The sequence below is a fragment of the Microbulbifer elongatus genome (assembly GCF_020524885.1).
Classification (GTDB): Bacteria; Pseudomonadota; Gammaproteobacteria; order Pseudomonadales; family Cellvibrionaceae; genus Microbulbifer; species Microbulbifer elongatus_A.
Genome location: NZ_JAIVKJ010000001.1, coordinates 128,162 through 153,180, shown reverse-complemented (window position 1 = coordinate 153,180; position 25,019 = coordinate 128,162). Strand labels below are relative to the sequence as shown.

Annotated in this window: 23 protein-coding genes; 4 read left to right on the top strand and 19 right to left on the bottom strand. The window is 56.4% G+C overall.

The window, feature by feature from the left end; genetic code table 11:
* Positions 1-297 precede the first annotated feature (297 nt).
* Positions 298-774 (bottom strand): hypothetical protein, encoded by a 477-nt coding sequence (locus LC059_RS00555; protein ID WP_226701911.1) that lies wholly within the window; start codon positions 772-774, stop codon positions 298-300.
* A gap of 728 nt (positions 775-1,502) precedes the next feature.
* Here LC059_RS00555 and LC059_RS00550 point away from each other — a divergent pair.
* The gene (locus LC059_RS00550) at positions 1,503-1,949 is read left to right on the top strand and encodes a CBS domain-containing protein (RefSeq protein WP_226701910.1); all 447 of its coding nucleotides are present in this window, start codon (positions 1,503-1,505) and stop codon (positions 1,947-1,949) included.
* Positions 1,950-1,951: 2 nt separating this feature from the next.
* On the opposite strand, the gene LC059_RS00545 is transcribed toward LC059_RS00550, so the two are convergent.
* The 9 genes from LC059_RS00545 to LC059_RS00505 form a co-directional block, all read right to left on the bottom strand.
* A complete protein-coding gene (locus tag LC059_RS00545) occupies positions 1,952-4,036 on the bottom strand; it encodes an SLC13 family permease (protein ID WP_226701909.1) in 2,085 nt (694 codons plus the stop codon).
* A 155-nt stretch (positions 4,037-4,191) separates the two neighbouring features.
* On the bottom strand, positions 4,192-5,124 hold the full coding sequence (locus LC059_RS00540) for an SDR family oxidoreductase (protein WP_226701908.1): 933 nt from the start codon (positions 5,122-5,124) through the stop codon (positions 4,192-4,194).
* A 50-nt stretch (positions 5,125-5,174) separates the two neighbouring features.
* A complete protein-coding gene (locus LC059_RS00535; protein WP_226701907.1) occupies positions 5,175-5,573 on the bottom strand; it encodes a VOC family protein in 399 nt (132 codons plus the stop codon).
* A gap of 101 nt (positions 5,574-5,674) precedes the next feature.
* A complete protein-coding gene (locus LC059_RS00530; protein ID WP_226701906.1) occupies positions 5,675-6,043 on the bottom strand; it encodes a DUF2750 domain-containing protein in 369 nt (122 codons plus the stop codon).
* Positions 6,044-6,165: 122 nt separating this feature from the next.
* Complete coding sequence (locus LC059_RS00525; protein ID WP_226701905.1) at positions 6,166-6,870, bottom strand: M48 family metallopeptidase; 705 nt, start codon at positions 6,868-6,870, stop codon at positions 6,166-6,168.
* Positions 6,871-6,894: 24 nt separating this feature from the next.
* On the bottom strand, positions 6,895-7,326 hold the full coding sequence (locus LC059_RS00520) for a hotdog fold thioesterase (RefSeq protein ID WP_226701904.1): 432 nt from the start codon (positions 7,324-7,326) through the stop codon (positions 6,895-6,897).
* A gap of 59 nt (positions 7,327-7,385) precedes the next feature.
* Positions 7,386-7,967, bottom strand: coding sequence for a DUF2799 domain-containing protein (locus LC059_RS00515; RefSeq protein WP_226701903.1), 582 nt, complete (start codon positions 7,965-7,967; stop codon positions 7,386-7,388).
* Between the two features lie 60 nt (positions 7,968-8,027).
* Entirely contained in the window at positions 8,028-8,678 is a 651-nt protein-coding gene (locus LC059_RS00510) for an MBL fold metallo-hydrolase (protein WP_319005059.1), read from the bottom strand.
* 127 nt (positions 8,679-8,805) lie between these two features.
* Positions 8,806-9,696, bottom strand: coding sequence for a hypothetical protein (locus LC059_RS00505; RefSeq protein ID WP_226701902.1), 891 nt, complete (start codon positions 9,694-9,696; stop codon positions 8,806-8,808).
* Positions 9,697-10,272: 576 nt separating this feature from the next.
* On the opposite strand from LC059_RS00505, the gene malT reads away from it, so the two are divergent.
* Positions 10,273-12,999, top strand: a complete 2,727-nt coding sequence (malT, locus tag LC059_RS00500) for an HTH-type transcriptional regulator MalT (protein WP_226701901.1) — start codon at positions 10,273-10,275, stop codon at positions 12,997-12,999.
* 15 nt (positions 13,000-13,014) lie between these two features.
* Here the strand turns inward: malT and LC059_RS00495 are convergent, their stop codons facing one another.
* From LC059_RS00495 to LC059_RS00470, 6 genes are all read right to left on the bottom strand, one after another.
* On the bottom strand, positions 13,015-13,722 hold the full coding sequence (locus LC059_RS00495; protein ID WP_226701900.1) for a hypothetical protein: 708 nt from the start codon (positions 13,720-13,722) through the stop codon (positions 13,015-13,017).
* 207 nt (positions 13,723-13,929) lie between these two features.
* On the bottom strand, positions 13,930-15,117 hold the full coding sequence (locus tag LC059_RS00490; RefSeq protein ID WP_226701899.1) for a hypothetical protein: 1,188 nt from the start codon (positions 15,115-15,117) through the stop codon (positions 13,930-13,932).
* 167 nt (positions 15,118-15,284) lie between these two features.
* Positions 15,285-16,190 (bottom strand): hypothetical protein, encoded by a 906-nt coding sequence (locus LC059_RS00485; protein ID WP_226701898.1) that lies wholly within the window; start codon positions 16,188-16,190, stop codon positions 15,285-15,287.
* Between the two features lie 236 nt (positions 16,191-16,426).
* Positions 16,427-17,329 carry a hypothetical protein gene (locus LC059_RS00480; RefSeq protein WP_226701897.1) on the bottom strand — a complete coding sequence of 301 codons (903 nt, stop codon included), beginning with the start codon at positions 17,327-17,329 and terminating at the stop codon, positions 16,427-16,429.
* A gap of 8 nt (positions 17,330-17,337) precedes the next feature.
* The gene (locus LC059_RS00475; RefSeq protein ID WP_226701896.1) at positions 17,338-18,192 is read right to left on the bottom strand and encodes a hypothetical protein; all 855 of its coding nucleotides are present in this window, start codon (positions 18,190-18,192) and stop codon (positions 17,338-17,340) included.
* A 7-nt stretch (positions 18,193-18,199) separates the two neighbouring features.
* Positions 18,200-18,529, bottom strand: a complete 330-nt coding sequence (locus LC059_RS00470) for a hypothetical protein (RefSeq protein WP_226701895.1) — start codon at positions 18,527-18,529, stop codon at positions 18,200-18,202.
* A 301-nt stretch (positions 18,530-18,830) separates the two neighbouring features.
* On the opposite strand from LC059_RS00470, the gene LC059_RS00465 reads away from it, so the two are divergent.
* On the top strand, positions 18,831-20,483 hold the full coding sequence (locus LC059_RS00465) for an alpha-amylase family glycosyl hydrolase (protein WP_226701894.1): 1,653 nt from the start codon (positions 18,831-18,833) through the stop codon (positions 20,481-20,483).
* 562 nt (positions 20,484-21,045) lie between these two features.
* The gene (locus LC059_RS00460; protein ID WP_226701893.1) at positions 21,046-21,651 is read left to right on the top strand and encodes a L,D-transpeptidase family protein; all 606 of its coding nucleotides are present in this window, start codon (positions 21,046-21,048) and stop codon (positions 21,649-21,651) included.
* A 63-nt stretch (positions 21,652-21,714) separates the two neighbouring features.
* On the opposite strand, the gene LC059_RS00455 is transcribed toward LC059_RS00460, so the two are convergent.
* The 3 genes from LC059_RS00455 to LC059_RS00445 are packed head-to-tail and all read right to left on the bottom strand — an operon-like array spanning position 21,715 to position 24,976.
* Complete coding sequence (locus tag LC059_RS00455; protein ID WP_226701892.1) at positions 21,715-22,857, bottom strand: hypothetical protein; 1,143 nt, start codon at positions 22,855-22,857, stop codon at positions 21,715-21,717.
* Positions 22,857-23,591, bottom strand: coding sequence for a flagellar motor protein MotB (locus tag LC059_RS00450; protein WP_226701891.1), 735 nt, complete (start codon positions 23,589-23,591; stop codon positions 22,857-22,859). The genes LC059_RS00455 and LC059_RS00450 overlap by 1 nt, the downstream gene beginning before the upstream one ends.
* On the bottom strand, positions 23,591-24,976 hold the full coding sequence (locus LC059_RS00445; RefSeq protein ID WP_226701890.1) for a hypothetical protein: 1,386 nt from the start codon (positions 24,974-24,976) through the stop codon (positions 23,591-23,593). Before LC059_RS00445 ends, LC059_RS00450 begins: the two co-directional genes overlap by 1 nt.
* Positions 24,977-25,019: the final 43 nt, after the last annotated feature.

Below are 25,019 nucleotides of genomic sequence, written 5' to 3'. Positions count from 1 at the left end.
GTACTCCTTGTCGAACTGCAACTGCTGGTACAGCAACAGTGACTACATCGAACTTCGGCTTCAAAAAAGTATTGCTGAATTCTGCAGAGAACGTCTGTGGGATTGCGCAGGATTGTACCGATTGACGTGAAATGGATGGGGTTTTATAGACTTGCGCGCACTACTGCGCCAACCGCCAGTTTGCTAAGGCGAAGGATTAACAGGATTACCAAAAGCAAAGCCCCGGTAGCTGGGACTACACGGGGCTTTGCCAGGATCAGGGCCGTATCGACCCAAAAGATAAGTCAGGCGAGAAAATCAGATTTTCCAGCTCTGGACCTTCTCCAGACCGTGTTCGGCCACCCACTGGTTCAGCTGCTTTGGATTGCGCTTTTTCTTTTCAATGGTGGCGTTGGTGTACGGGTTGCGATAGTGGCCGGTCTCCAACTTGGGCTCCGCCGGCTTGTTGGTAGCGGTACGACGCGTGGTTTTGCGCGGCGTTTCGCCTTCGCGCTTCAGTGCGCGCGCTACGCGGGCCTTCAGACTACGCACGTAATCAGGCGCGTCTTCATCGCTCAGCTGACCTACCAGCCAATCGACAATCTGCTCGCCGCGAGCGCTGTACAGCTCTTCTTCTTCCATTTCATATTCAGCTGCCAGATTGATCAGCGCCTTGTCGAATGCGATAACACCCTGCTTTTTACGTTCAGCCTTGGCCATCTGCTCTTGCAGCTCTTCAATTTTGGCCTGGTGTTCAGCGATCTGCTGTTCAATCTGGTCGTATTCCTGAAACATATAATTTGAGCCTCAAAATATAAGGTTTTTGTTTTGGATAGTGTGACGCTGGTAAACAATCACCAGTGTTGTAGATACTTATTGGAAGCGTGTCTCTATAACGTAGAGTTCAATACGCTACTGGGTAACCATTGCTGCTATTCCCGGCAATCCAGATAGACGGCCCGGTTATCTGGTGTATATAAGATAGTCCGGAATCACCGAGGGATATCCGCTAATTAACGGATTTATATAACCACCTGTCGAAACATTGAAATACCGCACATAATTCGGGAACTCCCCTTTCAGGGAGAGAAACCTGAATTCCATTAGAAATGGCAATCAACTAACCGCTGTAATTGATAAAAAATTGAGCGCGCTCAACGTCTTACGCCCAAATGGCAAAGACAGATTAAATCGTTTTGATATCGCCAAAAGCAATCGATGAGATTGATTTCTTTTATAAGCAGCGGAAGTTTCTAAAATGATGGCATTTTCCGATATTTCAACCGCGATGCTCTGTAACCGCGTATCGATCGAGTACTTCTGGATTATTGACGAATACCCGCAGGTCGCTACCCGCAATGGGCTCCCGCGAACGCGCGCATAATACTGCGTTGATTTAGTTTAGCCAACTGTCTAAATATCTTTTCATCTTTTCCCGCTGCTTTTCACCATTGTTCTATTCTTGCTGGTGAATCCGGGTCCAACATTCCGGTTCGAACGCACAATCAGGGGAGATCGAGACCATGGCCAAGATACGCGATATCCATCATATGCCCACTCTGGCGGCGCTGATGACACCCTTTCCCTACCATATCGATATCGATGCCCCCATCGAAGCGGCCACGGCTCTAATGGAGGAACACAAGGTCCATCACCTCCCCGTTACCCGCGATGGTGACCTTGAGACCATCATCTCCCAGGGGGATATTGAGCGCGCACAGTCACCGGGGCACCGCCTGGAGGAACAGCAGCTGTACGTGCGCGACTTTTGCGCCCGGCGCCCTTATATCGCCGACATCCACGACCCCCTGGACAAAATTCTGCTGGCGATGGCGGATACCGGTATCGGCTCGGTGCTGGTCATGAAGGAAGGAGAGCTGGCGGGGATAGTGACGGTGACCGATGCCCTGCGGTTTTGCGGCGAGTATCTCGCGGACCTTGTGCAATCACCGGAGGACGGCGTCGCCTGAACTTATAGCGGCCACACCCAAAGCAACATAGGTACAGCCACCGACAGTACGATAATCTCCATCGGCAACCCCATGGGCCAGTAATCCCCGAAGCGGAATCCACCGGGGCCGAGGATCAAGGTATTGTTCTGGTGCCCTACCGGGGTGAGGAATGCACAGGAGGCGCCGATAGCCACCGCCATCAGGAAACTGTCCGGATTGACGTTGAGCTGGTCGGCGGCACTCAACGCGATCGCGCACATCACGGCGGCCGTCGCCGCATTGTTCATAAAGTCTGACAGGGTCATGGTGACCACCAGAATCAGCACCAGTGCAAACACCGGGTTTCCCTGCGCCAGATTATCCAGCATCGATTTGGCCACCACATCCGCCGCGCCTGTACTCCCCATCACTTCGGCCACCGCAATCAAGGCCCCCAGCAGAACAATCACCGAACCATCGATGGCCTCGTACATGCTGCGCAGGGGTACCACCTTTAGCGCCATAAACGCCAACACACAGGTGGCAAAGGAAATGGCCGCGGGCAACAGACCAAAGGCCGCTCCCGCCACCGCAAGCCCCATGGACACCAGCGCCACATAGGCTTTTTCCTTGTTGGGGATAGTGATGTCACGCTGGGCCAGAGGTACACAGCGCTGCTCATTGGCGAAGTTACGCAGGTTTTCCTCGGTACCCATCATCAACAATGCATCGCCACTTTTTAGCGCTGTGGAGCGCAGACGTTTCACCGATCGGCGCCCCTGGCGCGATAGCGCCAGCAGATTGATCTCGTAGCGGCCCGCCAGGCGCAGATTTTCTGCGGAGCGCCCAATGAGATAGGAATCGGGGAGTACTACCAGTTCCCGCAACACTACATCTGCGCGGTCCCGCGCGCGTTTTTCTTCTTTGTCCCTGCTTTCTTCTTCGCCGCCACTCTCTTTCTGTTCTTCAACCTCACTTTCCGACGGAGAGGAATCATTGTCGCTGCGAGTGAGTTCTGGCGGTATTTCCACTGCATCGACATCGACAATTTCGCGGCTCGGGTCCGCGAGCTTTGATACCGCGACCGGCGCTTTATCTACGGCTTTGGCTCCGCTGTCGGGCTCCCCCTCATCTTCTTTATTCGCTTCATTTACCTCCGGACCCTTGTCCTTCTGGTCTTTGTCCTTCTGGTCTTTGTCGCCCGACTTTTTGTCCGCCGTGTCCTCATCTCCATTGGTCGGGTCTGCGGCCAATGTCAGCCCGAGGCTCGACAACACGGCGGCGAGGGACTCCGGCTCGGATTCGATTACCAGCAGGTCGCCGGCGCGCACTCTCAGTCCGGGCATCGCAGTTGAGACACGGGCGTTGTTGTGTACCAGCCCAATTACCTGCGCGTCTTCATCGCCGATCATCCTGACCAGCTCTGCCAGAGATTTATCAATGGCAGCACTCTTTTCTTTCACCAGTGCTTCGGTGATGTAGCGGCCAGTGTCAAAGCTGCCGGCGCCTGCCTGAGTGCGTGCGGGCACCAGCCGCCAGCCAATCAGTGCAACAAACAGCACCCCCACTAGCGCCACCACCAGGCCGACCGGAGTAAAGTCGAACATGCCATAACTGCCAGCACCGGCGCTCGCGCGAAAACCGGATACGATTAGGTTGGGCGGCGTGCCGATCAAGGTGGTCATTCCGCCGAGAATAGTGCCGAACGACAGCGGCATCAGTACCTTACCCGGGGGAAGCTGGTAGCGATCCGCAAGGTCCGTCGCCACGGGCATAAGCAAAGCCATGGCGCCGACGTTGTTCATAAACCCGGACATACCGGCACCGAGTGCGGTAAGTGCGGCGATGGCGAGGGTAATGCCGCCTTTCTTGGGCACGACTTTCTGCGCCAGTGCGTCCATGGCGCCAGTGTTCTGCAGTCCTCGGCTCAAGATCAATACACAGGCGACAGTGACGACTGCCGGGTGACCAAACCCGGTAAACGCATCTTCTGGTTCAATCAGGCCGACAAAGACACAGGCAAGCAGCGACGCCAGCGCCACCATATCGTGACGCCAGGGGCCCCAGATAAACAGGACGATGGTGACGGCGAGAATCAGCAGGATAATGATCTGATCAACGGTCATGGGCAGGTGGAAATCCAATATGCACTCGCCCGCGAAAATTCATCGGGCTAGAAACAAACATAGTGGATTTATCGCTGGGCAGCGTCGGATTGAATCGTGACGGCGCTACTACCTGCAGCCCCTTCGCATTCACCGATGTGCGCTCGAGTAAGCAACTACTGGTTAGACAACTGCAGCCGCTTCAGCCCAAACCTTTTTGCCAACAGCCGATCGCGCATCCAGCGCGGCAGCCAGCGCGCCATCCATGGCAACAGGCGACTTTTGTTGCCAATCCTGAGCAGGGTGGCCGGGCGCTTGCGCAGCAGCTCCGCTGCCAGGCGCTTGGCCAGATCGCGGGCCAGGGTGGCGTTCTGCTGGGACTCGAGGGCGCGCGCACGTACGTGATCTTCGCTGCGCTTGTACCAAGAGTCTGGAGCCAGCAGACCGCGCAGGGAGGTCTCTGCGTGGCGACCGAACTCGGAGGCGATGGCCCCGGGCTGCACGGTAACCACGCGAATGCCAAAGGGCTTCAGCTCCAGACGCAGTACGTCGGACAATGTGTGAAGGGCGGACTTGGAGGCACAGTAGGCGCCGGAAAAAGGGGTAGGCATAACACCGGAGACGGAGCCGATATTACAGATCACACCGTGGCGGCGGGATTTCAGCAGTGGCGCGCAAGCCCGGGCCAGGGCCATGGGGGCAAATACATTGGTGCGGAACTGGGCCTCCAAAGCGCGGGTATCCAGTTCCAGCAGTGGGCCCATCTGACCATAGCCTGCGTTGTTAACCAGAATATCCAGACGCCCGTAGGCCGTCTTGATGGCGTGCACCACGCGGTTGATATCCGCTTGGGAATTGACGTCCAATGCTTCGGTGGCGATCCCCAGGTCTGCCAGTTCCAGCAGGCTTTCGGCGCGGCGCGCGGTGGCAATAACAATGGTGCCACGGCTGTGCAGGGCGAGAGCCAGTTCGCGGCCAATACCGCTGGAGCATCCTGTAATCAGGGCCACCCGGTCCGGCACCACATAACCGCGGCCAATCTGCGCCAGGCTCTCGGCGGCAAAGTTCTGATCGGAGGGGCGAAACCGATTGGCGGGGGGCTTGCTCACGTTACTGCTCCAATAACTGCATCCAAACAGCGTCCAATACTGCGCTGGTGTTAATCAGACGGATCCGGGGTCGGGCCGGGTGTCAGTTTGAAGTGGGGGTTCTGGATCAACCCGAATACGTTGCCGAAGGGGTCGAGGAAGCTGGCCATCAGGATACCCTCCCCCACATCGACAATTTCCCCGTGCTGGCGCGCGCCAAGGCTGTTCATACGCTCCACCTGAGCGGCTATGTCTTGCACGCCCCAGTAGGCGACGACGCCATCGGCGCGGCTGGTAACATTGCGCGCATCCGGGTCCAGCCCAAGCTCGAAGCCACCCACGCTGTAACCGACATAACACTCGGCCTCGAAGTAGGGTTCAATTTCAAGCAGCGTGGTATACCACGCTTTGGCTTCTTCCAGATTACTGACGCCATAAATGACGCTCTGTACTCCTGAAAACTGACTCACCTCAGACCTCCTGTTGGAGATTTGTTTCCGGCTTTACTACCTGATTCAGTACAGATGTCGCCGGGTTATTTTTGTTTGATTTTTGCTCGACTGCATTGACGTTACTGCAGTTCTTGCTCGAGTTGTTCGAGCAGGTCCAGGGGTTCAATCTCTTCCCCTTCCATGTCGGCATTCCAGTTGATGCCGACCAGCAATACATCTTCGTGCATGCCTTCGAGCCAGTCGTCCATAAACTCTTCGAGGTCGACGGGAACAACCTGGTAGTCACTCCAGTCATCGGCAATATGCGCTTCGGCAAATTCCCGCTGCGACCAGAAGGGCATGACGTCGGTATCAGCATGCCGTTCAGATTCGCAAAGGGCAAACCCTTCTTCCCCTTCCAGCGCCCACACACACCCCTGCTCTACTGCTTCTGGCAGAAAGCGGGCGCAGTTTTCCTCAAAGTCGTCTCCGAGAGGTTCCAATTCCATACCGGCTTGCCTTAAAAATGATTTGGGGAGTTTACGCCAGAATGGGCAGGATAAGTAGAAACTTGCGCTGGGTTGTGGGAGGTATGGGTTTTGTGGATTTTCTAATCCCACGGTGGCGCCCACTAGAGCTGTAAAGTATGCCCATTCTCCTTGAGCCAACGGCGCAACCGCTTGTAGTCGGGGCACAGACTTGCGACCAGAGCCCAAAACTCGCGACTGTGGTTGTGGTGTCGCAGGTGGCAGACCTCGTGGATCACTAGATAATCCACCACCGGCTCCGGTGCCAGGCAAACCAGCCAGTTGTACTGTAGTTCACCGCGAATGGTGCAGTGCCCCCACTTGCTACGGGTGCGGCGGACTTTTACCGAGGAAAATTCGAGCCCCAGAAAATTGGCGAAGTAGCGAGACTTTTCCGTAAGAAGCTGCAAAGCTTCCTGTTGATAGAGCTTCTGCAATGCAGCCTGGATCTGATTCTCGTCCGGTTCGCGCAACCGGCTGTAAAGCTGGATATAGCCGTCGCGAATACCGGCATCCGCCGCGCGCGCCGCGCGATCAAGTTCCAGGGTTTTGCCCAGCCATGGAAAGTGTGCGCCAAACGCGAAATGGTGATCGGGCATCTGCGCCTTGCGCCGGGCGACACCGCGCAATTGCTCGCGCACCCACTGGATATTTTCACGCAGAAACTGGTGACCGTGCCGTTCGGCACAGCGCTGTGGAATCCGCACTTCTGCCCCCTTCTCCGTTACCACCAACCCCAGGCGCTTGCGGCGCGGTGAGCGGGACAGGCGGTAGGAGACTTCTTCGAAGGTAAACAGATTCCCGGTCACAGCATCAACATAAAACGATAAAAATTATTGAGAAGGTACCGGCACCACCGCCATGGTGATGCGGGAAATACAATTGAGTTTGCCCCTGGGATCCTTGATTCGAATCTCCCAGACCTGGCTGGTGCGACCGATATGCACTGCGGTGGCTTTGGCGGTAACCTCACCATCCGCTACCGGGCGCAAGTGGTTGGCGTTGATCTCCTGACCCACGCAGTAAAACTTGCTGGTATCCACCACCATATTCGCAGCCATGGAACCGAGCGTCTCTGCCAGCGCCACGCTGGCACCGCCGTGTAAGATGCCAAATGGCTGGCGGGTGCGATCTTCTACCGGCATGGTGCCGACGAGATAGTCGTCACCAATTTCGGTAATTTTCATTCCCAGGTAGCCGGGCATGCAGTTGCCCATGCTCTGGTTCACTTCATCCAGGGTCGAAGTGGTGTGCCAGACAGCCATAAATCACCTTGTTGTATTCGCAGCGTTAACGAAACTCTGATTGAGCCCGACGCCGAATATCAATAGAAAAGCAACGGATTGAAAGCACCAAAGCCACCAAAGCGCATCATCTCAGCTTCCAGATGGCGCATTTCCCGCAGCAGGCTGCGGCGTTGGCTGCGCAGGGCTCTGCGCTCCTCTTTTGATTCGGCTTCTTCTATGGCCTCCTCTACGCGGTAGACTTCCCGCTCTGCCGTCTCGTATTGGCTGACCAAGGCGTTGTACTCCTGTTCGGCCTGATAGACCGCCAGCCCTCGCTCGTAATTGGCCAAAAACAGGTCGGCAGTGGGGCCGGTGCACACACCTTCATAATCGCGTCCGCGGCGGCCCACCACGAAACCGTTTTCTGGCGTGCAGTACTGTTCCACCCCCTCTTCGTGACCGCGCATCCAGGCAGCGGTGTCTGTCCGCACGCCGTACTCGTGGCACTTCTGCGCAATCTTGTAGACGGTGGCCTGACTGCGACCGCGGGCACCGTCCTCGATACCCCGTTCGTACCAGAGGCCAGCCTGGCATTCATCTTCTGAAATAACCGCGCAGCCGCCGGTGAACGTGATGGCTGTCGGAATTGAGAGGAAAGCGAGTAACTTCCAGGTTTTCATTTTGTCGTCCACGAGTTGTTCGGCTTAATTACATGGCACTGCCGGTGAACCTGCGCTGAATCAGCCAAAGCGTTTGTCGGCGACAAACGGGTTGGTTTGGCGCTCCTGGCCGAAGGTGGACATGGGGCCGTGGCCGGGGATGAACTTTACCTGGTCACCCAGCGGCCAGAGTTTTTTGGTGATGGAGTCGAGCAGGTCCTGGTGGTTGCTCATAGGGAAGTCGGTGCGGCCGATGGAGCCTGCGAACAGGACGTCGCCCACCAGTGCGAGATTGCTCGGACGATGGAAGAAGATGACGTGGCCGGGGGTATGGCCAGGGCAGTGCACGACTTCGAGGGTTTCGTCGCCGACGGTGACGGTATCGCCGTCGTTCAACCAGCGGTCCGGGGTAAAGGTCTCAACCGGGGGGAAGCCGTACATCTGGGCCTGGACTTCGATTTTTTCGATCCAGAACTGGTCGGCTTGCTGCGGGCCTTCTACGGGTATATTGAGGTCGCGGGACAGGGGTTTGGTACCGCCGACGTGGTCGAGGTGGCCGTGGGTGAGGAGAATTTTCTCGAGTTTGAGGCCGCGCTCTTCGACAGCAGCGAGGATACGATCGACATCGCCACCCGGGTCTACTACCGCGGCGCGCTTGCTGTCATCGCACCACAGGAGGGTGCAGTTTTGCTGGAAGGGCGTGACGGGAACCGAGTGAAATTGCAGAGCCATGGGAGTACCTGTTTTATCTTCGGTGCCGAGTATAACGCCCAGAGGTACTTCGGCTAAATGGTGGTACCCGCGATTCCCGTTCAGTGGCGGTCCCGCTATCGGCGCCTTCGATTTGTATTTTTGCGCGTTAGATCGCCGCCGCAGTCGCCCGCTGCATGGGGCTGGGCCTGCGTGCAGTGGACTTTTTCAGCACCTCTTTCACATCCTCGACCAGCATCTTCTGCACCATCTCGCTCTGCCAGTAGCCATCGTGGGAAACCAGCTGTGGTCCCCAGCTGGCGGCACTCCAGTCCGCCAGGGGCCTGGTCTCGAAGTCGCGGTAGACGGCCTGATTGTAGGAGGGGCTGAGGGGTTTGAGGGGCCAGCCGAACAGGTCGTCGGGATGGTAGAAGTTTTTCCAGCGGAAGTTATAACCACGTGTGTCGGAGGTGACGGCCTGGATCTGGTCGCGGGCCATGGCGGCGGTCCACAGGGGGTTGCTGGCACCGAGGGTATACCAGTGCGCAAGGGTCTTGCCGCGCAGGAAGAGGTCTTTGGCAGAGCCTTTGTGTACGCCTTTGGGGCCGCCGTCGCGCCAGATGCCGTGGCTGATGGTTGGGCGCTGGGCGTCCCACAGATAATTCGACAGGATACTGCAGCCGATGGAGTGGCTGAGTAGTATGACCGGGGCGTTGTCGCTGGTGGCTTTAGCGGCCTGCTCGAAGGTCTGGTAGATGGCCTGCTGGGTCTTGTCGTAGTTTCCGCCGCGCTGGTCAATATCGGAGAGCTGGGAGGAAGCTTCGGCCAGGCCGTAAAGCATGAATTTGCGTGCGCGCAGGTAGTCCATGTCGCGCTTCTGCATGGCTTCGAACACTCGCTCGAGGTTGGGCTGCAGGTGCCCCTGGCAGAGAATGGTGTCGGTGTGGATGCGGGACCAGTCGTCGCCCAATCCGCTCTTGAGTGCCTGAAACAGCGGCTCGGCAAAGTCTTCGTCTACGGCACCCATGCCCGGCGCCGCCAGGATGACCAGATCAGCCATTGTCGCTCCCCGTGATGTTCTTGTAAGCGTTGTTGTGTGTCTATTGTTATTGGATGCGTATACCTCGCCGGGGTTTTCCCGCGCATCGATTTTTTCTTAGCTAATTGTAATTTTGTGCTGTCGCTCCCAAGGTGGACTGTGAACGCGGTCACCACACCAGAGAGACAGCAAACCGAAAAAGCTACCACCCTCCGGGGCCAATGGGAAGAACAGGGCGACAAATGAGGCTTTTTGCGCCGATTTTGTCCACCTGGCAGTGGATTGCGCAAAAAAATACGTTTTTTTTGCTCCAGCCAGGAACTTCAACGCCAGCGCTCACTCAAAGATACCAGTTCCCCCAGATCGCATCGTTTGAACGCGTGGTGATCGAACTCTCTCATCGTATCTCTGCTTCAAGCCGGCCTTGCGCCGGCTTTTTTCTGTCTGCGGATGACCGGGCAACTCCTCCCCCGAGGGGGAGGACGCGCACTGATAGGGGGGCTGGCACACTAAAGTTGTACAATTGCGCCTACCGGGGTTTGCTGTTGTTCTGGTGAATGGAAGCCCCGGCCCAAGCCCTGTTGATCGGTCAATGCCATGCTTCTAGCTTCCAAGTACAGCCTCCCCGACTGCCCGGAACACACGCTACAGCGCCCGCGCCTGCAGTCTCTGTTGGAGCAGAGCCAGAGTGACCAGCTATTACTGGTTACCGCCCCCGCCGGTTACGGCAAGACCACACTGGTCACCTCCTGGGCCACGGAGCAGGACAACCCGGTCGCCTGGTACTCACTGGACAGTGGCGACAATGAGCCCAGCCAGTTCTGCCGCTACCTGGTAGAGAGCGTGCACCGCGCCACCGGCAACGGCGTGCCGGAAACCAGCAAGATCATCTCCGCACAGCACAACCTCGACCCTTCTCTGGTCATCAGTCAGATGCTTGCGGAGCTGCGCCAGCTCCCCAGCGAGCTCCGCATCGTCCTCGATGACTACCACCAGATCGACAATCCCGCGGTACACGACGCGACTCGCTTTCTACTGCGTCACGCTCCCGCGGGTATCGGCGTGGTTATTACCAGCCGCAGCCAGCCCCCACTGGGCCTCGGCGCCCTGCGCTTGCAGGGGCGACTACTGGAACTTTCCGCCGACGACCTGGCGCTCACCATCGAAGAGACCACGCAATTACTGGCTCGACGCCTCCCCTTTGCGCTTGGCAGTGACCGTGTCGCACAACTGCATCAACTGTCCGAAGGCTGGCCGCCAGCCATCCAGATGTTCGCGCTGTCTGTGCGCAGCCAAGAGGAAGTGGATCGCTACCTCGGGGAACTGGAACAGGGTCATGCGCATATTCTCGACTACTTGGCCGAGGAAGTGCTGGAGCGACTGGAACCTGAGCTGCGCCAGCTACTGGCCCGCACCTCCATACTTACCCGGGTGAACGGCCTGCTGGCAGAGCGCCTGAGCGGACAGACTGGCGGCCAGCAGCAACTGGAGACTGCCGCTAGCCGCGGCCTGTTCCTGCAGGCACAGGATTCCAGCCGGCAGTGGTTCCGCTTTCACCCGGTATTCGCCCGCTTTCTGCAGCGGCAACTGTCCGACAGCAATGAACTCACCCAGCTCCACCAGACCGCCAGTGACACCTGGCAGGAACTCAACCAACCTCTGGAAGCCCTGCGCCATGCGCTGAAAGCGCAAGACCGAGAGCGCGTGCACCGCCTGATCGCCGAACAAGGCGAGCAGTTCCTGCGCGAAGGCCAGTTCCGCGTACTGAACGACAGTCTCAACTGGCTGGGCGAAGAACAGATCAAGTGCCATGCGCCCTTCACCCTGCTAGCAGCGCGCCTGGCCCGTGACAGCTTCGATTACGAGCGCTGCAACAAACTGCTGGCGGCATCCGAAAGCTGGCTGCAGCGGGAAGACCCGCAACAGTGGCAGGCCTTCGAAGGGGCCTTCGCCGCAATGCGCGCACAAGTTTCCGTCTCACGCGGGCAGATCCTCAAAGCCAAGGAGTACGCACAGGAAGCGTTGGAGCTGTTACCCAAGGAACAAATCAATGAGCGCATCGCCGCCCAACTGGTGATCGGCGAAACCAGCTTCTGCCTCGGCGAACTGGATCAGGCCATGCACCACATGGAAGCGGTGGAAAAAGCCACCATCGCCCGCCAGGACATCCCCAATGCAGCCTGGGCCCTATGCCAGCAAACCGAAATTGCCTTCGCCAACGGCCTGCTGAAAAAAGCCGCCGCACTGCAGGCGCGCGCACAACTGCTGGTGGAAGAACACCACCTGGTTGGCCTGCCTATTTCCGAATTTATCTACCGCCTCAAAGGCCAGTTGCAGTGGGAAGGCGGCGACCTGGACGGCGCGGCAGAATCCGCTCGCCGCGGAATGCAGATCAACCGCAAGGTGGGCGAGCGCTGGCTGCTGCCGGAATACACGCTGCTGCTGAAAGTCGCCCTGGCACGTGGCGACAAGGATGAGTGCCTGGAATGGATGGAGCGGGTGGAACACCTGCTGACGGGAGAGCAGTACCACCGGGACTGGGTAGCGAACGCCGACGCCGCCAGAATGCGCGTTTGGCAGGCCCTGGAAAACACCGATGCCATTGCCAGCTGGCAGGAGCAGGCAGAGCCTGTTGCCGACCGGCCCAGCAACCACTTTGAACAGTGTCACGGCCGCAACCATGTGCGCGCACTGATTTCCTTGCACCGCTGGTCCGACGCCAACCGCCTGCTGGGGCGCCTGCAACAGGTGGCCGAAGAATGCGGCCTGATCACCGACCAGCTACGCAACCGCGTCCTCGCCGCACACCTCGCGTGGTTGCGGGACCGCAAGGAACCTGCACTCAGCCACATCCGCGCAGCTCTTACCATCATGCAGGACAGCGATCTCACCGCCAGCTTCCTGCAGATCGGTAAGCCGATGATCGTGCTATTAAAAGCCGCACTGGAAGAGACCGGTGAAAACGCCCTCGACGAGCGCCAGGCAGAAAAAGCACAACAACTGATGAAGCTCGCCCAGCAACAGCCCGAACTGGGCGGCGGTATCCGTATCGAACTGGACGAAACCATCGTGCGCGAAATTCTCGCCAGCGACGCCGTCCCAGACTTCCTGCGCCACTCCCCGCTCACCCCGCGGGAGTGGCAAGTCCTAAACGCCATTCACTCCGGCCTATCCAACGAGCGCATCGCCCGACACTTCAAGGTCGCACCGAGTACGATCAAGACGCATATCCGCAGCCTGTATCAGAAACTGGATGTGAAAGATCGCCAGCAGGCGATTGCACTGGCGGAGCAGCTGTTGCGCTCGGTGCAGGATAAGCCCTGATAAAAAAAGCCGGTTTTAACAACCGGCTTTCAGGGACTTTTGCATTTCTGGAGCTTCGGATGGCCCAGGGGGATAGATGTTAATGGGCCATTTCAGCGGTGCAAACTCTTTGCTCAGCTGCATATTGCCGACTTCTTTTTTTATCGCGTCAACGCGCGCCTTAGTTTCCGGCCCCACTTCCAGAGTGATACTGTTAAAAATATTGTCTTGCAGTTCTTGTAACGGATTGGTATCAAAGGCGACATTACCCTTGTCATCACGGCTGTAGAGGTCCTGAATAAAGCAGACTTCAACAAAGTACTTGTCGGTAATCGGGAACACAAACAATTGATCTGGAAGCACCAGATCACTGACATCCTCACCTCGGTTATAAATTTTGAAACTTGCACTTGGCACAGGCAAGTGTTTGTGAGGCTTCCAGTCAACAGGGCCGTGATAGCGGGGTACATGAGCCATATCCCCCTCCCAATTTTCATGCCCATAACGATCGTGCAGATACTGCACAACCACCGTTTCGAATGCGTTTGGGTTTAAGAAGGAAACACCCGGCAGTTGATGCTCATCCGATCTTCCAATGATCGCAATTGAAGCATGCAGTTCGCCCTTACAACCAGTCATCCAGGGGCCGTAAAATGCCCACCGACGTGCCCACAAGCATGCGACCCCCCAGCGCCTTCCAGGCATTGAGAAATCCGTGTGCAATCCCGCAGGAGAGTCGTTCAATACATCATACCCGGGGTACGTTCTCGTTTGTTTAACTATGGAATAGCGAGGACTGTGGCGAGGGGCAGTAACGCACACCCTATTACCTGCCATATACAGAGGCGTCACGGGAGACCCAGCAAAAAACGGCCCTGCCGGGGTACAATACTCATGCCTCTTGCGCCATTCGAAGGGAGGATACTTAATTAAATTCCGCATCTTGAATACTCACAGTTTAAATCTTCGGCGCAGGTCCTGCGCTACACTTTGACCGATCGCATAGACGGCACCTGCCCCACCAATAGCTGTGGCTATACTTCCGAGGATTACCATTGAAGGACCGCCAATTAGTGCAGCTCCAATCCCTATTGGAGTCGAAACTGATACAGCCCCCTTAAACCACGCCATAGCATGTTGATCGCGCCCGTAAGGATCACTTTCATTTTTCATCCGCGCACCGGCAACAGAAAACTGGCTTACCCCACCCCGAAGGCTTAGCCCAGTATCAGCAAACTTCTCGTTCACACCGAGCTTAAGCTGATGGGCAAGCTTTAATGCTTTTCCCGGAGAAGTTCGGGGACGATAGAAATAAACAGTGTGCCGCTCCAAGGTAACACCCTTGTCGACCAATATTTGCATCGCCTGAGTTAGCACCGCAGAGCCCCCAAAGTCCGCCACCCAAGCGACAGAGTCAATTTTTCGAGCTCGCTCCATGGTTGCAGCCAAGTGAACAGCTGATGAACGACTAGAATTTATGGAAAGAGGGTTATAGCTAACAAGATTTCCTAGGCGTCTTTTACCAGGCGTGAAGTGGAGGTCGCATCCTTCATTTCTTACTGGTGCCGTATTCTTCCCCAAGAACGTCATCGCCCCACTAATACTGTAGTTCGCAGCATCATCTGCAGTTTCGTAATGTGAATCAGCGATGGTTACTAGACGCCCTGAAACAGGCTTTATTTGCCCACTTCCAGTGTACTCTGTTCGCCAAACACCTTTGTTTGCTGCAAGTGTTGCCCGATATGTCCCTAAGCGAACTCTCTCCTTTGCTTGCTCGTCCACTCGATAATAATTATCGTCCATCACCAGCTCAGTAATACAAAACTGGTCATTGATCCAGCGCACCACCGTAGCTTTCAGCCCAGGTAAAAACACATAGTACTTTTCACTGCCACAACCACGCTGGCGCTCACCCGGTCGCACATACACATTGTTTTTACCCAACATGCCGGTGGAGAGCGCGTTCAGCTCTTTTATCGCGATGCGCGCCCAATGGTGATTGCGCTGGGCGGCCTGTTGCAGGCGGTCGTAGATTGGCTTCAGTTCGGGGACGCAACTGATGGGCTTGCCAGCGTGCTGGCCAGCAATCAACGGATAGTTCTGGGGAGAGACTTGGGGAGGGCTATGTGGGGTACTCATGCGATTCCTTGCACTATTTCAAATCCATCTGAAAGTGCCCCGAATCTTAAAGAGCGCTAATATCCGCTTCAAGGATTATTGCGTGCACGTCAGTACCACCTTGGCAGGGAGACTAGGGCCCGCCCCTGCTCAGCGTCCGACTCGCGCGCAAACCGGTAATGCCGGTTTTAACAACCGGCTTTCAGGGACTTTTGCATTTCTGGAGCTTCGGATGGCCCAGGGGGATAGATGTTAATGGGCCATTTCAGCGGTGCGAATTCTTTACTCAGTTGCATATTGCCGACTTCTTTTTTTATCGCGTCGACGCGCGCCTGAGCTTTAGAGCCAAGCTCTAAGGTGATGCTATTAAAGATGTTGTCTTGCAGCTCCTGCATCGGGCTAATGTCGAAGGCGACATTGCCCGTTTCGTCACAACTGTAGTACTCCTGGACGAAACAGACTTCCACGAAGTGTTTATCGGTAACCGGAAAAACAAACAACTGATCAGGAAGCGCAAGATCACCCAAACCCTCACCTCGCCTATAAACTTTGAAACTTGCACTGGGAACAGGGAGATGGGAGTGACCATGCCAGTCCGCGGGGCCGTGATAACGGGGGACATGAGCCATATCATCTTCCCAATTCTTATGACCATAGCGGTCATTCAGGTAACGTACTAATACAGTTTCAAATGCCTTGGGGTTAAAAAAAGATATATTTTCAAAAGAAAACTCATCAAAACGCCCCACTACCGACACACTAAGGCTTAGCTCACCTTTGCAGCCTGTCATCCAAGGCCCATAAAAAGCCCACATTCTGCCAAGTAACCCAATGCTTCCCCAGCAATCATTAGCCATTACGCGAAGTGGATAATGCGCTAATTCATTATCAGTCAGAACGTCGTGCCCAAAAGGTACATTTTCCCCCCTAACCGATGAGCGACGAGGACTATGACGAGGCACTTTCAGCTGAATATGGCTACCATCTAACTTAATATGCTCATGAGGGGCTAACGTAAAGCTAGGCCCCTCAGGAAGGCAATATTCATTACTAGACCGCAACTCAATAGGTGGATACTTCAAGTAATTTCGCATACCCGCCCCTTTAAAATTTAAAGCGGCGACGTAAATCCTGCGCCACACTCTGGCCTACTGAGTAGACCACACCAGAACTACCAATTACGGTCGCGTTCCCTCCCATACGCCAACTGCTTCCCCAGCCAATGCAGCAGCCACGCCGATTGGTGTGCATACAGCAACAGCGCCCCGTGAACCTGCTGCTAGCCCTCCGCTCCATCACCGATATGCGCGCAATCCAGCTGAGAATGGCTTTAACAAGCGGCATTCAGGGACTTTTGCAGTTTTGGAACTTCGAATGGCTCAGGAGGGTAGATGTTGGTGGGCCATTTCAGCGGTGCAAACTCTTTGCTCAGCTGCATATTGCCGACTTCTTTTTTTATCGCGTCGACGCGTGCTTGGGTTTCGGGGCCCAGTTCCAGGGTGATGCTTTTGAAAATCTTCTCACGCAAATCCTGAAGCGGGGAAGTGTCAAAAGTTGGGCGATGTTCAGTATCGAAACTATAAACTTCCAACTCAAAACAAACTTCAACAAAGTATTCATCAGCGACCGGGAACACAAAAAGATATTCAGGATGAACTAACTTCTCAGGGTTTGCTCCACGACTGATTTTAAAGCTAGCGCTAGGCACTGGGAGATGAGTATGGGCCTGCCAATCTACCGGACCGCGAAATCGTGGAATATGGGCAAGTTCATTTTCCAAGTTGTGATGTCCATACCGATCATTCAGATAGCGCATCAGAACCACTTCAAAGGCCTTGGGATTAAGAAAAGACAGACTATCGAAGCTGCTCTCCTCAAATCTGCCAACCACACCGACACTGAAATTCAGCTCCCCCTTACACCCGCTCATCCACGGACCGAAGAAGGCCCATAAACGATGCACAAGGCAGCTCCCCCCCCAATGAGAGTCCGACATAACCCCCTGCCCATATCGGCTCAAGTGCGGTTCAGCCAAGACATCGTTACCCGGTGCCGTTCGGACCTGCTCCACAGATCGGCGCAGAGGTTTATGTTTCGGTGCCTGAAAATGCAAGCGATTTCCCGCAAGAGTTAAAATGGTTTTTGGTGAACCAGAAAAAGATGGCCCATTGGGAATACAAGGCTCATCTCGGCGCAGCCATTCTAGCGGAGGATATTTGAATATATTACGCATAGCACACCTCAACGTTTGAATTTATAACCAAAGCTTTCTGCGGCGCTTTTACCCAGTGCGTGCACCACACCAGCGCCACCAATCGCAGTGGCTATGCCTCCCACAACCAGCCCTGCTTGTCCACCAATTACGGCAGCCAAAAAACCTGCTGGGGCAGCGACCTTGAGCCCCCCGTTCAGCCATGCTTCCGCATGATAGTCTTTGCTATAAGGATCGCTTTTATTGTTCAGTCGAATACCCGCGACACTGAACTGGCTGAACGCTCCACGGGCACTGAGGCCGGTATCCGCAATGCGCTCATTTAATTTCATCCGCAGCTGGTGAGCCAACCGCAATGCTTTAGCCGGTGAAGTGCGCGGCTTGTGAAAATAAACTGTATGGCCTTTTAGGCTAATGCCCTTATCTGCCAATATTTGCATTGCCTGAGTCAGCACAGCAGACCCGCCGAAATCTGCCGCCCAAACTACCCCTTTGACGTCTCGTGAAGATTCCATTGAGGCTGCCAATAAAAGCGCTGAAGCGCGACTATTTTCTACCTTCAGAGGGTTGTAGCACAGAAGTCCACCGCCCAGCGGTTCCCTCCCGGGGGTGAAATGCAAATCCGCTCCACTATCAGAGACGTGAGCGGCCCCTACACCTAAATGCTTCACTGTTCTGGGCATTGTTTCTCTCAATGCATCAGATATCTGATTGAACTTACCATCAGCGACTGCGACCAAGCGACCCTGCTGCGCAGCAACTTTTCCATCCGCAACATATACCGCTTTCCATTCGCTTCTCACGGGATCGATAGAAGCCCGATATAGGCCCATCCGGGTAGTGTCTTGACCCGGCGCCGTCAAATCGTAGTAATGATCATCCAATTCCAGCTCAGTAATACAAAACTGGTGATTTGATCCAGCGCACCACCGTAGCTTTCAGCCCAGGTAAAAACACATAGTACTTTTCACTGCCACAACCACGCTGGCGCTCACCCGGTCGCACATACACATTGTTTTTACCCAACATGCCGGTGGAGAGCGCGTTCAGCTCTTTTATCGCGATGCGCGCCCAGTGGTGATTGCGCTGCGCGGCCTGTTGCAGGCGGTCGTAGACTGGCTTCAGTTCGGGGACGCAACTGATGGGCTTGCCAGCGTGCTGGCCAGCAATCAACGGATAGTTTTGGGGAGAGACTTGGGGAGGGCTGTGTGGGGTACTCATGCGATTCCTTGCACTATTTCAAATCCATCTGAAAGTGCCCCGAATCTTAAAGAGCGCTAATATCCGCTTCAAGGATTATTGCGTGCACGTCAGTACCACCTTTGCGGGCTGACCGGGAACCTCGTTATCCCCCCTGCCCCCCACCCGTGAGCGGATGAGCAGAACCATGAATGATCGGTCACACCTTGGTTTTAAGCCGCGCTCCATGCCCCCTCCCCCCCATTCAGGGAGGAGGAAAGTCAGCTTCTGCACCGCCATACTGACCCTAACCTAATAAAGTATTCCTAAATGGACCCAAGGCATGAGCGGTAATCCCAACAGCAATCACAACGGGGAATGGTGGCGCAACAGCGTTATCTACCAGATTTATCCCCGCAGCTTTTGTGACGCCAATGGCGACGGAATCGGCGATCTGCAGGGCATCTGCCAGAAGCTCGATTACGTGAAATCCATTGGTGTGGACGCTATCTGGATCTCTCCCTTCTTCAAGTCCCCGATGGTTGATTTCGGCTACGACGTGTCCGATTACCGGGACGTTGACCCAATTTTCGGCAACCTTGAGGACTTTGATCGCGTGATCGAGGGTGCCCACGAGCGTGGCATCAAGGTGATCATCGACCAGATCCTGAGCCATACCTCCGACCTGCACCCCTGGTTCGAGGAGAGCCGCCAGAGCCGCGACAATGCCAAGGCCGACTGGTACGTATGGGCCGATGCCAAAGAAGACGGCTCCGCCCCCAACAACTGGATGTCCAACTTCGGTGGCAGCGCCTGGCGTTGGTGCACCCGTCGCCGCCAGTACTACCTGACCAACTTCCTGAAGGAGCAGCCGGACCTGAACCTGCACAATCCGGAAGTTCAGGAGCAGCTGCTCGCCGACCTGCGCTTCTGGCTGGAACGTGGTGTTGATGGATTCCGCCTGGATGCCATTAACCACGCGTTCCACAACCGCTCCCTGCAGGACAATCCACCGCGCCCGGTGAAGCTGGACAAGAACGGCCTGCCGCCGGTAAACAGCTACGAGTACCAGTGGCACATTCACGACAAGTCGCAGCCGGAAAACCTGGTGTTCCTGCAGCGCGTACGTGAACTGATGGACGAATACCCCGGTTCTACCACCGTGGGTGAAGTGGGCGATGACAACACCCACAAGATCATGGCCGATTACACCACCGAGCATCGCCTGCATATGGCGTACTCCTTCGACCTGCTGTCGGAAGACTGCAGCGCGCAGTTCCTGCGCGACACCCTGGAGAAAAACCGCCGGGTGACCGAAGAAGGCTGGCCTTGCTGGTCCATCTCCAACCACGATGTGCCGCGCTCATTCACCCGCTGGAACAAGGGTTTCGATGCGGAAGCATCCATGGCCCGCGCTCCGCTGTTCCTGCTGATGCAGCTGATGCTGCGCGGCAGTGTGTGCCTGTATCAGGGTGAGGAACTTGGGCTGCCGGAAGCGGACGTGGCGTTTGAGGACCTGCAGGACCCCTACGGCATCAACCTGTGGCCGGAGTTCAAGGGTCGCGATGGCTGTCGCACCCCTATGCCCTGGTTCAACGGCGGCGAGATCAATGCGGGTTTCTCCAAGGTGAAACCCTGGCTGCCAGTAGCAGAGGAACACTACCACCTGGCCGTGTCCCTGCAGGAAGACGACCAGCACTCCATGCTGAACCGCTTCCGTGCCCTGCTGAAATGGCATGCAGAGCTGGCGCCAGTACTGGCGACCGCCGAACAAGAGATTATCGATACCGGCAACGACCTGCTGGTATTCGAGCGCACCAGCGCGGATGAAAGCTATTTTGTGGTACTGAACCTGGGCAACGAAGCGGCAAGCCACGTTTTGCCTGAAGCCTTTGTCGGCGCCGAAGATATTACTCCGGCGGAGTTTACCGGTAGCGTCTCCGGCGCCACCGTGGATCTGCCGGTTGCCGGCGCGCGCGTCCTTCTGCGGAAGTAACGACTGCCGCCATTGGATGAAAAGATTCGACGACTTTTGAGAGCGTCCGGGTAAACCCGGCCCGCCCACAGCCGCAGCGGGCAAAAATTGGCGCACGCTTACCCGGCTGCACAGAACCCCGGGCCCACAACACGCTCAAAGGGTTACCTCTCAAATAAGATCGTCAACATTTGTTGCTCTCTCGTCAAAGCACGATTTCCAGTTCTTCTGGAATCTTTCAAGCCGGCTTCTTAGCCGGCTTTTTTTTGCCTGTTCGCCCCCACGCCGCCTGAAGGCCCGCCTCCAAAATGGAAATATGCGCCAACGGCGTCATTCCAATTAAATGTAATAGGTGCCAATCGCGGACCATACCATGCCTCTCACTTACCCCGATGCCGCCCGCGGCAAAGGGGCAAGTCTCATCCCGCGGCCAAATCGGGAAACACCGGCGCGCCGCTTTGGGGAAATTCACAGGTCAGGTCTGTGCACCATGGTGCAGGGGTTCGTTCGCCCTCTATTTCAGTGGCAACACCTCACCAGCACGCCGCCCTGCAGTTCGCTCGCGAGAGCAGATGAGGTACGCATGCAAGGCTCTTCCACGTTCATCAAAAGCGCTTTCAAGAAAATCGCCCTGGGTGCCAGCGTAATACTGGCCTCCTCCGCAGTATTTGCCCCATTGGCCCAGGCCGGTGACTACCCCTACCCCTATCAACAGCACAGATCCATGACCGATGGCAGTGCCTGGTGGCGCCGGGATGTAATCGGGGGTACGCCACATATCATCATCGACATCAGTGAGCAGCGTGCCTACTTCTACAAAGGTAGACAGCTGGCCGGCGTCTCCCCGGTTGCGACGGGTATTGCCGGTTACCGCACGCCAACCGGCAGCTTCCGGATATCGGAAAAGAATATTGATCACCGCTCCAACCTGTTCGGACACTACGTGGATCGCGCGGGTTACGTGCGTAAATCAAGCGTGGATGTGCGCAAAGACAGACGTCCGCCGGGCACCATTTTCCGTGGAGCCTCCATGGACTTCTTTATGCGAGTGAACGGTGCTGTGGGTATGCACGCGGGCAAGGTGACAGGCCGCCCGGAATCCCACGGCTGTATCCGGTTACCCTGGCACATGGCGAAGATTTTTTACGAGAACGCGCCGATGGGCACCAAGGTGACTGTGCGCCATTAAACCGGCAACGGATACGAAAAAGGGCAGCGAATGCTGCCCTTTTTTTGTGTTTGCGACTTTGAATCAGCCGAGACTTCCCAACACGCTGCGCATGCTCCAGAAGTCCCACCCCTCCGGCAGCAGCGCGCGCTCTTCTTCACTGGCAACGATACCCCGGCGATGCTCGGGCCATGCCAGTACCGCAACCCCCTCGTAACCGGTGAAGCGATGAAACAATACCGGTGCAGAAAGCTTGCGTTCGAGCTGTTCACACAGAGGGTGCCAGGACAACGGCAACTGCCGGCGCACCGAGATCCAGTCGCGCTCACCTTCCGCTCCTTCTTCTTCAGGCTCCTCCCGAGGAAACCTTGCCAATTGAAGCTGAGCGGCGTGCCGTGCCCGGCTGGCTGCCAGTGCGCTATCGTCCGGCAGGGTAAGAACGCCCATGGCCTGCTGCTGCGCACAGAGGACACAGGCATCAATGGAAAGCCCCAGTGCGGTGCCTCGCTCGACCGGCACAAACCAGTGATGGTCGGCGGGAACCTGCCATTCGCAAAACCCACAGGTTCCGACGTCGGCCGCTTCCGGCTCAATACTCTCCAAGGCTTGTGCCACCTTCCCCGGAGCCCAGAAGTGCGCTTCGTCACCGGGGAAAAATTCCTGCGCATACTGGCTTACGTGCCATTGGAAATTAAAGGCCTGGGCAACACGATTGCGATCCCGCGGCCCCAGACTGCGGAATCCACGGTGATTGACCTTGGCGAGACAGTATTCACAGGCGTGCGGCGTCGCTTCCAGGCCGGGCGCTGCCAGCGCCTCCCGTGAAGTACCGATCCATACCGCCTGTGCAGCGTCTTCCAGTGCGCCACAGCAGCTTGCCAGGTGTACGCGGTGATAAAACTCCCTGCGCACCTGTTGATCTTCGACAACAGAAACATCTACCGCATACACCATTACCGGGTGGCCGCGGTACATCCATCCGTGTTCGGTCTGATCCAAATCCCCAAGCGCCACTTCCATGCCTTTGACCAAGGCCTGCTGAATGGAACCGTCCTGAACCTCGGGCGACTCCTGGCCTGCAGCCTCTCCCGGCGAATCTAATGGCTCTGGGGTTTGATCCAGCACGACATCAGATTCGGCATCAACGCCCGATGTCGCACCAGCAGAGCTCCCCATACCGGAAATAGCCTGGGTGAGTGCTTCCAGATGGCGGCTCCAGCGGCTCATCAGAAAGACTCCTCGAGGATACTGTGGATCTTGGTTTCAGAGTTGGTGATCACGCGGAAGGCCACTCGCTTGGATTGTTCGATGTTCTCACTGCCATCGTCATTGTAAATCGGTCGCGAGGAAGAATACCCGACTGCCGCCACATTCTGCATCATCCAGCCGTGGTGAGTGGTTACTTCATCCAGGGTGTACACATAGCGCAGTACCGAACGCGCGCGGTCCTGGGACAGGCGCAAGTTGTTGAAGTACATGGCATTGCGGTCGCTGCTCTGGCCCCAGCCGGTGCTGGTATGTCCCTCGATGCGCACAGCCTCTACAGACCCCTTGAATGGCGCCAGCACGTTCATATAGCGCGGAAAGAACTCTTCAAACACGACCTGGTAACCACCGCTGAGCGCGGCCTCACCGGTATCGAACATGGCGTCGGAGTTGTTGAAGGCCACCGTCAGGGTATCGCGGTCGATGGTCGCGCCCCAACGTGCCAGATCCGGTGCAAATTCTTTTTGCAGGGACTCGTAAATCGCCAGCTGGTTTTCCTTGTAGGACATGGCGATGGTACGAATCTTCTCCCGCTCGATCATCACCGAGCGCATCATTGCCACGGCAATGCACAGGAACACCATCATCAGTCCCGCCATCAGGTCGGACACACTGATCCAGGAGGACTCGCCCTCGCCGCGGCTGCGACTGGAACCATAACTGCCGGAACGGGAAAACCCGGACCCCGAGTTCATCAGGCGATTTCCTCACGCGCACGTTCTGCGGATTGCGACAGCTGCGCATTCTGGGCGGATACAGTCAGTCGCTGCATTTGCGCCACCAACTGACGGTAGTCGCGGGTGAACTGACCGCTGATGGTTGCCAGTGCCTGGCCCATGGCCGCGATAACCCCTTCCACTTCCTCTTCCATCTTGCGCTCTACCAGCTGGTACTGCTTGCCGATGGAGTTTTCCGCATCGCCCATGCTCTTGCGGATGACATGACTGAGAGCGTCCACCATTTCCTTGTGCGTACGCGCCTGCTGCAAGGCGAGTTCCTGCATGCCGTTGCGGTGGGTAGTGACAGAATCCTGTACCAGGCTCTGGATAAAGTTCGCGTCCAGGCTGGACATCTTTTCAAAGGCGCCGGAAACGGCTTCGATTTGTGCGCCCAGCAGCTCACTCTGTTTGGCAATGCTTACCAGGGACTGCTTCATATCACTGGTCATGACCTGCTGCACCACATCGATCCCCTGCACAAACTGGTCGATACGCTCACCCAGGTGCGGCAGTACGTCCTGCATCTGTGCGCTCACACCGCGGTAGCGTTCCAGCTGCTCATTCAACGCCTGCATTTGCGCACGCGCCTGATCATTGACACTCTGCATGCCCTCAAAGAACTGAGGTACTTCCGCCAGCTGCTGATGGATCTGCTGCAGATCCCGCGCCACCTGTACCAGCCCCATTACCGCGGTGTCACAGTGCTCGGACCAGTACTCCACCCGCTCCTCGTGCGCCTTGTACTCGCGGGTGAGGGTCTCCACCATTCCGTCGAACTGGGCAAAGTTATCCCCAAAGCGGGTCATGTTTTCGCCAAACTGGTTTTCCACTCGCTCGTTGAAACGCGTTACCACCTGCTCCATTTCCCCAACCAGCGCGCGGGACATCTGCTCAGAAAAGTCCGCCAGCTGGGCCTCACTTTGCTTGAGCTGGCGCTCCTGGCCTTCCGCCAAGGTGTTTTGCAATTGCTGCAATGCGCTGTGGATATCTGACAATTCGGTTACCGGGGCGTTTTCTCCCGGCATGGGGATAAAGCGAGTCAATGCGCGCAGCAAGATAGACAAGCCGATACCACACACGCTGGTGATAAACGCGGTTTTCAAACCGTCCAGCAGGTTGGCAATACTCTGGTCGATATCCGCCAGGCTGAATTCAAACAGCCCGATAATTACCCCGGTGAACGTACCGAGAATACCGAGGGACGTGAGCAGCCCCGGGGCCTGTTCGACAAACTCACCCGCGCGACGTAAAAACCGGCATAGCAGTGCAAGCACAAACAGCACCAGCATCACGGACAGGAAGCCCTCGGTTACCGCATCCGGGCTCAGGGCGACAAAGACAGAGCGCAAGAATTCAGACATGGAAGCAATCTCGTTTGAACAATTCTCGAGTTAGTTTCTCGAA

What these genes read in the sequence shown, in the direction of transcription:
- LC059_RS00555 (WP_226701911.1), bottom strand. Translation starts at nt 774, where the DNA reads ATGTTTCAGGAATACGACCAGATTGAACAGCAGATCGCTGAACACCAG.
- LC059_RS00550 (WP_226701910.1), top strand. Translation starts at nt 1,503, where the DNA reads ATGGCCAAGATACGCGATATCCATCATATGCCCACTCTGGCGGCGCTG.
- LC059_RS00545 (WP_226701909.1), bottom strand. Translation starts at nt 4,036, where the DNA reads ATGACCGTTGATCAGATCATTATCCTGCTGATTCTCGCCGTCACCATC.
- LC059_RS00530 (WP_226701906.1), bottom strand. Translation starts at nt 6,043, where the DNA reads ATGGAATTGGAACCTCTCGGAGACGACTTTGAGGAAAACTGCGCCCGC.
- LC059_RS00520 (WP_226701904.1), bottom strand. Translation starts at nt 7,326, where the DNA reads ATGGCTGTCTGGCACACCACTTCGACCCTGGATGAAGTGAACCAGAGC.
- LC059_RS00515 (WP_226701903.1), bottom strand. Translation starts at nt 7,967, where the DNA reads ATGAAAACCTGGAAGTTACTCGCTTTCCTCTCAATTCCGACAGCCATC.
- LC059_RS00510 (WP_319005059.1), bottom strand. Translation starts at nt 8,678, where the DNA reads ATGGCTCTGCAATTTCACTCGGTTCCCGTCACGCCCTTCCAGCAAAAC.
- LC059_RS00505 (WP_226701902.1), bottom strand. Translation starts at nt 9,696, where the DNA reads ATGGCTGATCTGGTCATCCTGGCGGCGCCGGGCATGGGTGCCGTAGAC.
- malT (WP_226701901.1), top strand. Translation starts at nt 10,273, where the DNA reads ATGCTTCTAGCTTCCAAGTACAGCCTCCCCGACTGCCCGGAACACACG.
- LC059_RS00490 (WP_226701899.1), bottom strand. Translation starts at nt 15,117, where the DNA reads ATGAGTACCCCACATAGCCCTCCCCAAGTCTCTCCCCAGAACTATCCG.
- LC059_RS00485 (WP_226701898.1), bottom strand. Translation starts at nt 16,190, where the DNA reads ATGCGAAATTACTTGAAGTATCCACCTATTGAGTTGCGGTCTAGTAAT.
- LC059_RS00480 (WP_226701897.1), bottom strand. Translation starts at nt 17,329, where the DNA reads ATGCGTAATATATTCAAATATCCTCCGCTAGAATGGCTGCGCCGAGAT.
- LC059_RS00470 (WP_226701895.1), bottom strand. Translation starts at nt 18,529, where the DNA reads ATGAGTACCCCACACAGCCCTCCCCAAGTCTCTCCCCAAAACTATCCG.
- LC059_RS00465 (WP_226701894.1), top strand. Translation starts at nt 18,831, where the DNA reads ATGAGCGGTAATCCCAACAGCAATCACAACGGGGAATGGTGGCGCAAC.
- LC059_RS00460 (WP_226701893.1), top strand. Translation starts at nt 21,046, where the DNA reads ATGCAAGGCTCTTCCACGTTCATCAAAAGCGCTTTCAAGAAAATCGCC.
- LC059_RS00455 (WP_226701892.1), bottom strand. Translation starts at nt 22,857, where the DNA reads ATGAGCCGCTGGAGCCGCCATCTGGAAGCACTCACCCAGGCTATTTCC.
- LC059_RS00450 (WP_226701891.1), bottom strand. Translation starts at nt 23,591, where the DNA reads ATGAACTCGGGGTCCGGGTTTTCCCGTTCCGGCAGTTATGGTTCCAGT.
- LC059_RS00445 (WP_226701890.1), bottom strand. Translation starts at nt 24,976, where the DNA reads ATGTCTGAATTCTTGCGCTCTGTCTTTGTCGCCCTGAGCCCGGATGCG.